General features: G+C 69.1%; 13 protein-coding genes. 2 read left to right on the top strand and 11 right to left on the bottom strand.

Going from position 1 to position 12,307, the window contains the following annotated elements; translation table 11 throughout:
• Nucleotides 1-24: 24 nt before the first annotated feature.
• The 7 genes from WJ12_RS08130 to WJ12_RS08100 all read right to left on the bottom strand — a co-directional run bounded on the left by WJ12_RS08130 (nucleotide 25) and on the right by WJ12_RS08100 (nucleotide 6,834).
• Nucleotides 25-1,056: an ABC transporter substrate-binding protein gene (locus tag WJ12_RS08130; protein WP_059557737.1), complete on the bottom strand. Its 1,032-nt coding sequence runs from the start codon at nucleotides 1,054-1,056 to the stop codon at nucleotides 25-27.
• Nucleotides 1,053-1,853 carry a siderophore-iron reductase FhuF gene (fhuF, locus tag WJ12_RS08125; protein ID WP_059557739.1) on the bottom strand — a complete coding sequence of 267 codons (801 nt, stop codon included), beginning with the start codon at nucleotides 1,851-1,853 and terminating at the stop codon, nucleotides 1,053-1,055. Before fhuF ends, WJ12_RS08130 begins: the two co-directional genes overlap by 4 nt.
• The gene (gene fhuB, locus WJ12_RS08120) at nucleotides 1,850-3,940 is read right to left on the bottom strand and encodes a Fe(3+)-hydroxamate ABC transporter permease FhuB (RefSeq protein WP_059557740.1); all 2,091 of its coding nucleotides are present in this window, start codon (nucleotides 3,938-3,940) and stop codon (nucleotides 1,850-1,852) included. The genes fhuF and fhuB overlap by 4 nt, the downstream gene beginning before the upstream one ends.
• Complete coding sequence (locus WJ12_RS08115; protein ID WP_059557742.1) at nucleotides 3,937-4,785, bottom strand: ABC transporter ATP-binding protein; 849 nt, start codon at nucleotides 4,783-4,785, stop codon at nucleotides 3,937-3,939. Before WJ12_RS08115 ends, fhuB begins: the two co-directional genes overlap by 4 nt.
• Nucleotides 4,785-5,792: a TauD/TfdA family dioxygenase gene (locus WJ12_RS08110; protein WP_034186925.1), complete on the bottom strand. Its 1,008-nt coding sequence runs from the start codon at nucleotides 5,790-5,792 to the stop codon at nucleotides 4,785-4,787. The genes WJ12_RS08115 and WJ12_RS08110 overlap by 1 nt, the downstream gene beginning before the upstream one ends.
• Before the next feature lie 44 nt (nucleotides 5,793-5,836).
• Nucleotides 5,837-6,079, bottom strand: a complete 243-nt coding sequence (locus WJ12_RS08105; RefSeq protein ID WP_034186926.1) for an MbtH family protein — start codon at nucleotides 6,077-6,079, stop codon at nucleotides 5,837-5,839.
• Between the two features lie 86 nt (nucleotides 6,080-6,165).
• Nucleotides 6,166-6,834 (bottom strand): RNA polymerase factor sigma-70, encoded by a 669-nt coding sequence (locus WJ12_RS08100; protein WP_059557744.1) that lies wholly within the window; start codon nucleotides 6,832-6,834, stop codon nucleotides 6,166-6,168.
• 294 nt (nucleotides 6,835-7,128) lie between these two features.
• Here WJ12_RS08100 and WJ12_RS08095 point away from each other — a divergent pair, with 294 nt between their 5' ends.
• Together WJ12_RS08095 and WJ12_RS36350 are read left to right on the top strand one after the other, a co-directional pair.
• Nucleotides 7,129-7,356 (top strand): hypothetical protein, encoded by a 228-nt coding sequence (locus WJ12_RS08095; RefSeq protein WP_034187028.1) that lies wholly within the window; start codon nucleotides 7,129-7,131, stop codon nucleotides 7,354-7,356.
• A gap of 46 nt (nucleotides 7,357-7,402) precedes the next feature.
• The gene (locus WJ12_RS36350; protein WP_167361868.1) at nucleotides 7,403-7,540 is read left to right on the top strand and encodes an HHHH-motif protein; all 138 of its coding nucleotides are present in this window, start codon (nucleotides 7,403-7,405) and stop codon (nucleotides 7,538-7,540) included.
• 130 nt (nucleotides 7,541-7,670) lie between these two features.
• Here the strand turns inward: WJ12_RS36350 and WJ12_RS08090 are convergent, their stop codons facing one another.
• Genes WJ12_RS08090 through WJ12_RS08075 form a run of 4 tightly spaced genes read right to left on the bottom strand, consistent with a single transcriptional unit; the run spans nucleotide 7,671 to nucleotide 12,274 of the window.
• Complete coding sequence (locus tag WJ12_RS08090; RefSeq protein WP_059557746.1) at nucleotides 7,671-7,946, bottom strand: hypothetical protein; 276 nt, start codon at nucleotides 7,944-7,946, stop codon at nucleotides 7,671-7,673.
• A gap of 59 nt (nucleotides 7,947-8,005) precedes the next feature.
• Nucleotides 8,006-9,016 (bottom strand): fimbrial protein, encoded by a 1,011-nt coding sequence (locus WJ12_RS08085; RefSeq protein WP_167361867.1) that lies wholly within the window; start codon nucleotides 9,014-9,016, stop codon nucleotides 8,006-8,008.
• Between the two features lie 8 nt (nucleotides 9,017-9,024).
• Nucleotides 9,025-9,771, bottom strand: a complete 747-nt coding sequence (locus WJ12_RS08080; RefSeq protein WP_059557861.1) for a fimbrial biogenesis chaperone — start codon at nucleotides 9,769-9,771, stop codon at nucleotides 9,025-9,027.
• 16 nt (nucleotides 9,772-9,787) lie between these two features.
• A complete protein-coding gene (locus WJ12_RS08075) occupies nucleotides 9,788-12,274 on the bottom strand; it encodes a fimbria/pilus outer membrane usher protein (RefSeq protein WP_455578894.1) in 2,487 nt (828 codons plus the stop codon).
• Nucleotides 12,275-12,307: the final 33 nt, after the last annotated feature.

Genomic DNA, 12,307 nt, shown 5'->3' with positions numbered 1-12,307 from the left:
GCGCCGATCGCGACACCCTGCCCGTCAGCTCTTGCGCACGGCCGGCAGCGTCAGCATCGTATCGGTCATCACGTCGGCCAGCTTCAGCGCCGACATCGGTCCGCCGAACCCCCAGATGTTGCGTTCGATCAGCGCGATCCGGCGCGCCTTCATCGCGGGCACGAAGCGCCACACCGGCGAATCGAGTTTCGCGGACAGCGGCACGTCCATCCCCGATGCGGTGACGAACATCACGGCCAAGTCGCGCTGACGAAGCAGATCGGCCGACGTCACGTACAGCGTGCCTTCCCGCGTCGGCTTGCGCGGCCACGGATCGAGCCCGAGCGCACGCGCGAGGCCCGCCGACGTGCTGTTGCCCGTGTAGGCCCAGTAACGATCGGGCAAGCCGAGATCCTGCAGCAGCGCGACGCGCTCGCCCGTGCGGCCCGCGGCCGCGAGCCGCGCCGCATTGCGCGCGATGCCGGCGTCGAGCTGCGCATCGACCGCCTGCGCACGCGCGTCGCGCCCCGTCACCGCGCCGATCGTCCGGAAGATCTGCCGCATCCAGTCGAGCTGCGTGACCGGTACGCCGCCGTCGGATACGTTCGGGCTGAACTGGAACAGGATCGTCGGCGCGATCCGGTCGAGCGCGTCGAAGATCGGCGCGTGGCGGAAGCCGACGCCGATGATCAGGTCGGGCTTGACCGCCGCGATCGCCTCGAGCCCCGGCTCCTGCCGCGAGCCGATGTCGGTCACGTGCGCGAGCCGCTCGCTCCGGTAGCCGAGCCAGCCCGGGTAGAACGCGGTATCGGCCATCCCGACCGGCACGAGGTCGAGCGCGATCACGCTTTCCGCGAACATGAAGTCGAGTGCGACCACGCGCTGCGGCCGCACCGGCATCTTCGCGCTCGCCTGCGACACGACGGGGTTGCCGGCGAGCGACGCGGTGCCCTGCGTGCCGCGCGCGCCGTCGGCAACGGAAGCCGCGGCAGCCGAGGCGGGAAACGCGCCGCAACACGCGGCGCCGAGTGCCGCCGCGAGTGCGCCGAGCGCATGCCGGCGGCCGGCGCGCGTCACCGGATCGCGTCCTGCTCGGCCAGCGCCGCGTCGTCCATCGTCAGTAGCAGGGGGCAGCTTCCACACAGTTGCGTTTCTCCAGGAATTTCGTAGCGCAGGCAGCACACGCGGCGCGCGCGAAACGGCGTCGGCAGCAGTGCCGAGCGCGGCACGGCGTCGCGCACGGGCATCCGCAGCGGATTCGGTTCGCCGCGCACGCAGGTCGAGCCGAACAGCCAGTCCGCATCGCGGACGGGGTCGGCCGCGCACGGCAGCGAACGATACGTATCGAGCAGATAGTCGAGCAGGTTGCCCGCGTTGCTCCACAGCACGCGCGGCGTGACGCGGCCCATCGCCGCGAGCAGGTCGATCACCGCGCCGAGATGCGCGAGGAGCCCCGCATAGCGCGGCGCGGGATCGTCGCACGGCGCGCCGAGCGCGTCCGGCGCGAAATACAGCGCGGCCGGCATCCCGTCGTCGAGCGCGACGAACGTGCGCGCCGGGTTCATGTCGAGCGGCCGGCCGAGCGTCAACGCGGCGACGACACCGGCCGGCGCCGCGCGGCCGAAATAGTATTTGCTCCATTGCGACATCAGCGCGCGCGCGTGCCGCGCGGGATCGCCGCCGTAGTGGCCGACCATCGCGTCGAGCACGATGTCGCGATGCGCGGGCAATTCGGTGACGGGCACGACGATGCGATCCGGCGCGTGCGCGTCGTCGGGCATGCCGAGCCAGACGACATCGAGAGGTTCGGCGAACGGTTGCGGCGCGAACGCCGAAAAGCGCGTGGCGCGCGTCTCGTCGAGCACCGGCGTCATCGCCCCGCGCGCCGGGCGCGGCGCCCCTCGAGGATCAGCAGCCCGAGCAGATACGGTGCGCCGATCAGCGCGGTCAGCACGCCTGCCGGCACTTCGCGCGGCGCGACGACCGTGCGCGCGGCCAGATCCGCGACACCGAGGATCAGCGCGCCGCACGCGGCCGCGAGCCACAGCCGCGTGCGATGCCGGCGCGCGCCGAGCATCGTCGCGACGTGCGGCGCCATCAGTCCGATGAAGCCGACCGGCCCGACCGCCGCGACGGCCGCACACGCGGCGAGCGTCGCGATCGTCAGTGCGAGCGGCCGCAGCACGGCCACCGGCAAGCCGAGCGCGGCGGCCTGGTCGTCGCCGAGCGCGAGCATGTCGAGCGGTTTCGCGAGCCATGCGAACACGGGCACCGCGAACACGCACCACGGCAGCAGCATCGACACCTCGCCCCAGCTGCGGCCATAGGTGCCGCCGACGAGCCACACGACGAAGCGCGCGGGCTGCACGCTTTCCTGCGTGATCAGCCATTGCGCGAGCGTGGTCCACAACGCGCCGATGACGATCCCGGTCAGCGCGACCGCGAGCGGCGCGTAGCGATGCCGGTGATTCAGCGCGAGCGTGATCGCGAGCGACAGGCCGCCGCCGATCAGCGCGGCGGCCGCGAGCGTCACGTGGCCCATCAGCGGCCACGTCGACAACGCGAACAACGTGACGAGCCCCGCGCCCTGCGTGACGCCGAGCACTTCGGGGCCCGCGAGCGGATTGCGCACGACGCTCTGCATCGCGACGCCGCTGACGGCGAGCAGCGCACCCGCGAGCAGCGCGCACAGCAGGCGCGGCATGCGCAGGTCGATCAGCATCCGCGCGAGCCCATCCTGCCCCGACAGCGCGGCCGACCAGCGCGCGGGCGACAGCCATTCGGGGCCGGCCGACACGCCGACCCACACCGCGAGTGCGCCGGCCACGACGAACAGCGCCGTGCGCAGCGGCCAGCCGAGCCGTTCGAGCCAGCCGACGAGCCGCGCCGAGCCGCCGCCCGCCGCCGGTTCCGCCGCGGCATGGAGCACGCCCGACCAGGCGGCGCCGCGCCGGATCATCGCGAGCATCAACGGCGTGCCGACCAGCGCGATCGCGACGCCGGTCGACAGCGTCGCGTCGAGGCCCGACGCGAGTACCGCGCTGTCGGTGACGAGCACGAGCGCGCCGCCGGCGAGCGCCGACAGCGGCACCAGCACGCCGAGCCGCGCGGCGCGCGCGCCGCGCACCTGGCGCAGCAGGTTCGGCGCGACGAGGCCGACATACGACAGCGGGCCCGCGATACTGACGGCCACGCTCGTGAACGCGACCGCGACGATCGTCGCGGCGAGCCGTGTCGCATCGACACGCACGCCGGCCGCGGCCGCCGCGTCGTCGCCGAGCGTGAGCGGATTCAGCGGCCGGATCACGAACGGCAGCGCGACCAGCGGCACGACGAGCCAGCGCGCGGCGAGCGCGAGGCCCGTCGCGCCCGGCTGGTAAAGGCTGCCGTTGGTCCACAGCGCGGCGCCCGCGATGTTCTGCTCGAAAAACGCGAGCACGAGCGTCGACAGCGCGGCGAACAGCAGCATGCACACGCTGCCCGCGAGCACGAGCCGCAGCGGCGTCGCGCGCCAGCCGCCGGCCGCGGCGATCGCGCACGCGGCGGCGGCCAGCCCGCAGACGAACAGCAGCGGCACCGACGCGACGCCCGCCAGCGCCGGCACGAGCATCGCCGCGAGCAGGCCGAGCTGGGCGCCGCCCGTGACGCCGAGCAGGTCGGGCGACGCGAGCGGATTGCGCGTGAGCGACTGGAACAACGCGCCGGCGATCCCGAGGCAACCGCCCGCGACGAGCGCGGCCGCGACGCGCGGCAGGTTGAGGTCGAACAGGAACACGTGCGCGAGCGCCGCGGCATCGCTGCCGGGCGCCGCGTCCCACCACACGCGCAGGTCGGGCGCGACACGCAGCGCCGCGAGTACGGCGATCAGCGCGACAAGGCCGAACGCGATCGCGCCGGCCCGCCCGGTAGCCGCGCCCTTGCCCGCCGCCGCGAGGCGCTTGCGCATCGCGAACGTCGTCATACGGCGAGATCCCGGTCGAAGACGCCGGCCGCCCGCGGCGCGCCGTCGGTGGTCGGACCGTAGGCCGGTACGCACATCGGCGCGCCCGTCTGCGGATGCGCGAGCTTCAGCATGTCGACGCCGAACGCCGCGCGCAGCCGCGCCGGATCGAGCATCGCGTCGGGCGTGCCCTGCGCGACGAGACGGCCCGCGCGCATCAGCACGATCTCGTCGCTGTACGCGGCCGCCTGGTTCAGGTCGTGCAGCACCCATACGATCGTCAGCCCGCGCGTGCGGTTCAGCGTGCGCAGTGCGTCGAGGATGTCGAGCTGGTGATGGATGTCGAGATAGGTCGTCGGTTCGTCGAGCAGCACGATCGGCGCCTGCTGCGCGAGCGCCATCGCGATCCACGCGCGCTGGCGTTCCCCGCCCGACAGCGCGCCGACGTCGCGCTCCGCGTCGTCGGCGAGGCCGCTCGTGTCGAGCGCCTCGTCGATCGCCGCATGGTCGGCCCGCGACAGGCCGCGCAGGAAGCCGCCGTACGCATAGCGCCCGTAGGCGACGAGTTCGCGCACCGTGAGGCCCGACGGAATCTGGTTGAACTGCGCGAGCATCGTCAGCTCGCGCGCGAGCGCGCGACGGCGAAACGATGAGAGCGGCCGGCCGTTCACCTCGACATGGCCGGCACGCGCGGGCTGCAGGCCCGCGAGCGTGCGCAGCAGCGTGCTCTTGCCGCAGCCGTTCGGTCCGCACAGCGCGGTGACGCGGCCGGCCGCGATCGACAGGTCCAGCCCGTCGATCACGACATGGTCGCGATACCCTACCGACAGCCCGCGCGCGGCAAGCGCGGCGGTACTACGCGTCATCAATCCTCCGTTCGGTCGCGCGGGACCGTATAGCTCTGCGCCATCGCGACGACGACCTTGCGCGGCCCCTCGAACGGGTCGCGCGCGTGCGCGGTCAGCATGTTGTCGAGCATCAGCACGTCGCCGGTGCGCCACGGGAACACGATGCGCTGCTGGTCGAGCACGCCGCGAATCTCCGCGAGCGCGTCGGCCTCGAGCGGTTCGCCGTCGCCGTAGTACACGTTGCGCGGCACGTTCTCGAGCCCGACCGCATCGACGAGCGCTTCCTGCATGTCGTCGTCGAGCGCCGACAGGTGGAACAGGTTCGCCTGGTTGAACCACACGCGGTCGCCGGTGCGCGGATGGCGCGCGACGGCCTGGCAGCGTTCGCGCGTGCGCAGCAGCAGCTCGCCGTCGTCGTCGGTGCGCCACGCGCATTCGATGCCGCGCGCCGCGCACATCCGCTCGACCTCGGCCGGCTCGTCGGTGCCGAACGACTGCTGCCACGGCAGGTCGAGCCCCTGGCCGAAATTGCGCACGTACAGCAGCTCGCGCTTCTTGAAACGCGCGACCAGCGCCGGATCGAGCGCGCGATACACCGCGCGGCTGTCCGCGATCGGCGTGGCGCCGCCCTTCGGCGCGGCGAGCGCGCAGTGGAACCAGATCCGCAGCGGCCATTCGCGCGTGTACGACTGCTCGTTGTGCAGCGGAATCGCGCGGTGCGGCGGATATTCGGTCGACGTGTAGACCGCGCCCTCGACCTGGCTGCGCGGCGTCGACGCGTATTCATAGCCGATCAGCGGATCGCCAAACGATGCCGCGAACTGCTGGAACGCGTCGATCGACGGCACGTGAAAACCCGTGAACAGCACACCGCCCGCCCGTTCGAGCGTGTCGGCCGCGATCTCGCGCGCGAGCGGCGCGACATCGTCGATCGACATCCCGTCGCCGCCGCGCGGCGACACGACGGTGGGCAGCCCCGGCTCGATACGCAGGTCGTCGAGCGTCGGCAACGAAAGCAGGGTCATGCAACGTCCTCTTCAGGTGGCGCGCCGGATCACGGCGCAGCAGGTCACGATGCGCGCGTCGCGCGCTCGCCGTCCATCGCGCGGCGCAGGCTCGCCGGGCGCATGTCGGTCCAGACGGTCTCGATGTGCGCGAGACAGTCCGCCTTCGGGCCGCTCACGCCGACTTCGCGCCAGCCGGCCGGCACGGGCCGGAACGTCGGCCAGATCGAATACTGTTCTTCGTCGTTGATGACGACCGTGTAGACGAGATCGTCGGTGTCGGCGGTAGGCGTCGGGGCTTGCGTCATGATCGGAAATCGCTGAGGCGGTTGAAGGAGGCGAAGCGGCGGTTTCGGCCGCTCCTGTCTGATAGACGATTGGCCGGCGCGTTTTTTTACCGCCGCCGCGCGCGGCCGCCCAGGAACACCGGGCATGCGACGCCGCGATGGCACGCGTCGAGGCATTCCGCGCAGTGGCGCTCCGCGTCGCGCACCATGAAATGCACGAGCGTCTGCGATACGTTCAGCGCGCGCGCCGCGGTCTGCAGCGTTTCCTCGCGCAGCCGCACCATCTCGAAGGCCGCGCGGCTGCGCGCCGGCAGGTCGTCGAGCGCGGCCCACACGCGCCGTAGCGTGTCGCGCGTCATCAGCGCGGCTTCCGGTGTCGGCTCGGGCGACGGCACGTCGAAGCCGTCGTCCTCTTCCGTGTGATAGACGTTTTCGAGGCTTTGCCGGCGGCACGCGTCGATCGACGCATTGCGCACCATCCGCGTCACGTACGCGACCGGCTGGCGCACCGCGTCCTGGTTCGGGAATTCGACGAGCTTCACGAACACGTCGTGCACGACGTCCTCGGCGCGGCTCGCGCACCCGACGAAGCCGCGCGCGACATTGACGAGCATCGCGCGATGCGAGATCAGCACATCGAGCAGCGCGCCCTGCGCGCGGGGCTCCGACGCACGGCGCATACGCGGCGCGGCGCGCGGCGGCAGGTCCGGACAACTGCCGAGGAACGGGTTCGCCGCTGCCGCCGCCGGTCGGTCGAGCACTTCCGCCATGGCCATCGATCTGCTCCGTCTAATTCCGAGATAGCGCAATTTAACGTAAACGCAAATCATTCTCAATCCGATTACAGGATGACCCTTTCAGTTGTCAGGATTTGTCTGAACAATCGACGGAATCGTTGTGCGGGCGGAGGGAGCGTGCGTTCGTCCGGCGTACCCGGCTTGCGGGCGGCCGACGCGATCTTTCACGCGCCTGACGAAACGCCTTCACGTGTCATGGGCGGTAGCAACTTCTTACTACGTGAAATTTTGGGGGCTCGTACGATCGACTTGCCGTTTCCAAGGGAGAAAACCATGAAATCGATCGTGTTGTCCGCTGTCATGGCTGGCGCGTTGTCGAGCGTGATGCTGACCGGATGCGTTGCCTACCCCGGCCCTGCCGAAGTCACGATCGGCTGGCATGGCGATCGGTACTGGGACGGCAATCGCTATTGGGAGCGCCGCGACTGGGAAGCCCGGCACCCCGGCCCGCGTGACGACCGCCGCGACGACCGTCGCGACGATCAGCGGCCGCAGTGGTAAAGAAAGGCCGCTCCCCTGATCCGCCATTCAACGACAGGAACTCGACATGAAAACGCTACTGAAAACCCTGACCGCCGCGGCCGTCGCCGCCGCCGTGCTCGTACCGGCCATGGCCGAAGCGCATCCGCACCGCGTATGCCACTTCGAGCATCACCACCACAAGGTGTGCCGCTGGGTGCGTTGAGCGCCGTGCGGCAGATGCGGAAAAGCGCCGGCAAGCCGGCGCTTTTTTATCGTCGCGACAGGAACGGACCGGATGGCCGGGCGCTAGCGCTTCCAGTGCTCCGGCGCCAGCCCTGCCTGAAACGACAGGATCACCGCGAGCCCGGCGCCGTTGATACCGTCCGCCAACTCGACCGCCCCTTCGCGAGACTGCGCGATTCGACATGGGAGGGCGACGCGTCGCGCTGGTAAAAGCCAGCGATCGTCTTCCCGGCCGCACTGACCGTCGCACCATAGTCGTGACCGCCGCGCGGCCCGCCGAGGTCGTCGAGTACCGTCAACGCATACCCGCCGACCGACATCGTCTGCGCATGCGCCGCGCCCATCGTCGAGACAACGAACAGGACGGCCATCGTGGTGCCCTTCAAGCGTATCCCGTCTCCTCCGGGACAAAACGCCCGGCTGTCGCCCCTCGCATTCGCCCGCGTCAGTAGATGAACAGCCGGATCGTCGCCGTCGCGTCGAACCGACCAATCTTCGGCGGCCCGAACGACTTCAGCACCGCGTCCATCAATACGCTCTGGTTCATGACGTTGGACGGGAATTGAGCCAGGTTGAACTGTTCGTTGAACGGAATCGCCTTGCCCTGACTGTCCTCGATGCCGATCCCGAAATTACTGTCCTTCGCGGGCACCAGCAAGCCGTTCTGCACCGGATAGCTCGTTTCGAAGTACCCGTCGACGCGTACCGCAACGTTGCATTTCTTCGTCAACGACAGCGAAAACCGCTTGCGCGGCACCGCCGGCAGGAAGCCGTTGCCCACCGCCTGCACCTGCCCGAAATTGACGATGCCCGGCTCGGGAGTCACGAGCACGTCGACGAAGCACGGTGTCGGCTTGAGATTGCGTAGCCCGCTCAGGCGGTACTGGAAGCTCGGGTTGTAAGCATTCAGCCCGAACTCGCCGTCGAACTGGAACACCGTATAGATGTCGCTCGGCGGTTGAACCCAGTTGCCCTTCTTGCGTACGACAACCTGATAGTCGATGCTGATTCGCGTCTGCTGGCAACGCTTACGGTCGAAGTCGTACCTGCTGCACGGCGGCACCGAATAGCCGGTGAACACCCCACCCCCGCGGTTGCTGGTCTTGTCGAAGTAATCGACCCCCTGGTAGCGGATACCGATCTCGAGCCCCCATGCGGCAGGATTCGTGCGGTTCGGATTCGCGTAGAAATAGATGTTGTCGACCACTTTCAGGCTGCTGTCGTCACCCAGGTCCTTGTAGCAATAACCCGAGGTTGTGCGCACGGGCGACACCCAGATCACATAGCCGTCCGGCGCATCGGTCGGATACGACGCCACGCCGCCGATTGGCTCCGTCAACGAAGTTGCGCCGCTGTTGGTCAGGCAGCGCAGCGCCCAGGCGGGCTGCACGGCCGCGACCAGCAGCAGGAGCACGATCCAGCGTAACCAGGCCGCGGAGGATGCCCGAAGATGCATTCGCCCGCTCATTTCTTCACGCTCCTGCAGGCACCGGCGTCGCACGCATACTCGACCGCCACCTGGCCGCCGTAATCGTCGATATGCGTGACGAACAGCGTCGACGGCGTCGCGGCCTTGAACGGCACGTCGGCCGTGCTCATCGGGCTCACCATCACCGGCTCGATCGGCACCGGCGTCTTCTGCGCGCCCGCGCTCACGTCGACCACCGTCACGTGATACGGCGTCGGGTTGTCGAACACCAGCTTGTGCGCGGCCGCGTCGACGCGCAGCGTCATCGGCAGCGTCCAGTCCTCGTCGCGCGCGGGCTGCACGGCCTTCGGCCGGTAAAACAGCTTCATCTGCGTATGCAGTGCGATCTGCAGCGTGTTCGGCGTGTCGGTCTTCGGCGGCACTTCGCGGATGTTCAGGTAGAACACCGATTCCCGGTCGGCCGGCAGCTCGGTGCCCGGCAGCTTCGCGATCCGCAGCACGTTGCGCTCGTTCGCCTCGACGCGCTGCAGCGGCGGCACGACCATCAGCGGCGTCGCGATCTTGTTGCCCTTCGTGTCCTCGAGCCAGGACTGCACGAGATACGGATACGTCGTGCTCTTGTTGGTGATCGTGACGATCGCCGCCTGTTCGCCTTCGTTGAAGATCACGCGCGTGCGGTCGGGCACGATCGCCGCCTGCGCGGCGCCCGCGAGCAACGTACCGGCGGTCGCGAGCACGCACCACGCGCGCCGCGAAAAGGAAAGGGAGAAAGCGTTCTTCATCGCTGGATCCATGAAATCATCGTTCGACCCGCGCGGCCGCTGCATGCGACTCGCCGGACGTCTGGCACGTCACCGGGATCGGCGTGCCTTCGAGTTGAAGCTGGTTCGGCAGTGCATCGACCGTGCAGAGCGTGCGTTCGCCCGCGCGCACCGCCAGCGTCGACTTCGGCTGAACCTGGGTCAGGAACGCCGCACCGCCCTCGCCGACGATGCCGAGCTCCTTGCCGTTCGCCGCGTCCTGCACCGACGCCCCGAACGGCAACGGCTTGCCGGCTGCATCCGTCAGCGTCAGGTACAGGTTGCTGCCGCGCGCGGCGGAGAACTTCACGAAGCCGATCGCACCATCGGTCAGCACCATGCGCTGGATCGGGTTCGTCACCTGCACTTCGAGCGGCAGCTTCTCGACGTTGACCGTCGCGTCGTACACGTTGTACGGCGAGATGCCGTCGAGCACCGCGTAGCCGCGCGAATCCGTACGCGCGAGCGTGCCGGACAGCGGCACGTCGGGCACGCCGTCGGTCGACACCAGCAGGCGCGTATCGCCCGCATTGCCGTTCGCGTGCGCGGACACGCCGTACTGCGTCGCGACGAACGAGCCGTCGACTTCGAGCGACGCGGCCGCGTAGGCATTCGCGAGCGTCGACGCCTGCGCGGTGAGCTGGTACGCCGACGTGCGCTGGCGGAAGCTCGCGTTCGCCGACGCGCGGCCGTCGGTTTCACCCGCATTGACCTGATAGGTGCGGCCGGCCGGATCGTCGTAGATGTAGCCGGCGTTCACGCTCGTGCTGCCGCTGCCGGTCGTCAGGTTCGACGTGACCGTGTGGCGACCGCCGATCGGCAGCGTCGCGGTCACCGAGAACTGGTTGCCGCTCGCGCCCGCGCTCTGCGTGCGAAACGCCGACACGCTGACGTTCAGGTTGCGCAGCGTGCCGATCGAGAACGCACGCGTCAGCGTGAGGCCGACACGCTGCTCGGACGAACGCGCCCAGTAGGTCGTCTGGTCGTATGAAAAATAGGTCGAGGTGTCGCCGAAACGCTTCGACATCGTCGCCGAATAGCGCTGCTTGCTGTTGGCAAGACCGTACGCGGTCGGGTCGCCCGAGAATTGCGCGAAGTTCGTGTACTCGCGCTCGGAAAAGCGATAGCCGAAGAAGCGCACGTCGGCATCGAGCCCGTCGAAGTGCTTCGAGTAGTTGATGCGATACGAGTTGCCGTTGCGCGTCGCGCCGCTCCACCACAGCCGTGCACGCGCATGCGTGACGTCGGCCGACACCGCGCCGAACGCGCCGAAATCGCGGCCGACGCCGAGCGCGACCGACGTATAGCCCGATGCCGCGATGAAGCCGCCGTAGGCGGTGATGTCGAACGGCAAGCCGTACGCGATTTCGCCGAAGCCGAAGAACGGCGTGATGCCGGCGCCGCCGAACAGGCGCGGCTTGCCGACCGCGGCCTTGTAGCGCAGCTGCCCGGTGCGCGCGAGAAACGGCACGGCGGCCGTCGTCACCTGGAAGCGCTGGACGCTGCCGTCCTCCTCCTCGACCGCGACGTCGAGCGTGCCCTGCACGCTCGTGTTGATGTTCTGCAGCGCGAATGCGCCGGGCGACACGCGCGTCACGTACAGCACGCGGCCCGCCTGCGACACCGTCACGGTCGCGTTGGTGCGCGCGACGCCCGAGATCAGCGGCGCATAGCCGCGCAGCGAAGGCGGCAGCATGCGGTCGTCGCTGCGGATCGACGCGCCGGTCAGCGCGAACGTGTCGAAGATGTCGGAGGTCAGGTAGTCGTCGCCGAACGTCACCGTCGACTGGATCGACGGCAGCGCGCGGAATGCATACAGCCGGCTGAAGCGGAACGTGCGGTCCGCGTACGCCGTGTTGCCCACGTTCGATTGCGCCTGGTAGTCGCCGCGAAAGCGCCATGCATCCCAGTTCGCGCCAACCGTCCCGTAGGCCTGGACCGAATTCGTCTGCCCGCCGCCCGCACCGAAGTTGCGGTTCGTGTTGGCGATCACGCGATAGTCGAGCATCGCGCCCGGAATCCCTTCGGACCAGCGCTCCGGCGGCAGATAGGTCGAATCGGTGAATTCGAGCGCGGCCTGCGGAATCGTGATCTTGAGCCGCCCGTCGCTCTTCAGGTAACGCACGGTCGCGCCCTCGATCGCGCCGAGGTCGACGCAACGTCCGCCCTGGAAGCGCGGCAGGTCCTTCGCGAGCGACGGTTTCAGCCCGAACTGCGCGACGAGTTCCGGGGGCAGGCACGGCTTGCCCGCGCCGGATGAGTCGAGCGCGATGAACTGGATCGCCTGCAGCCCGTAGAACAGGTCGTTGACCTGCACGTCGAGCATGTACTCGCCCGGTAACGTGAAGTCCGCCTGCGAGAACTGCGACAGATCGACATTGTTCGTGCCGTCGATGTTCAGGAACGACGAATTGAATTCCGTCGCATGGCTCTGGCTGCCGACGACCAGCACGGAGACGCAAAGGAAGGAATGTCTGATTCGCACGCGGCGCTACCGGAAGTCCAAGAAGAAAACGGG

The organism is Burkholderia seminalis (assembly GCF_001718535.1).
GTDB lineage: Bacteria > Pseudomonadota > Gammaproteobacteria > Burkholderiales > Burkholderiaceae > Burkholderia > Burkholderia seminalis.
The sequence above is the reverse complement of the archived record's forward strand: the minus strand, read 5'-3'. Positions and strand labels throughout refer to the sequence as shown.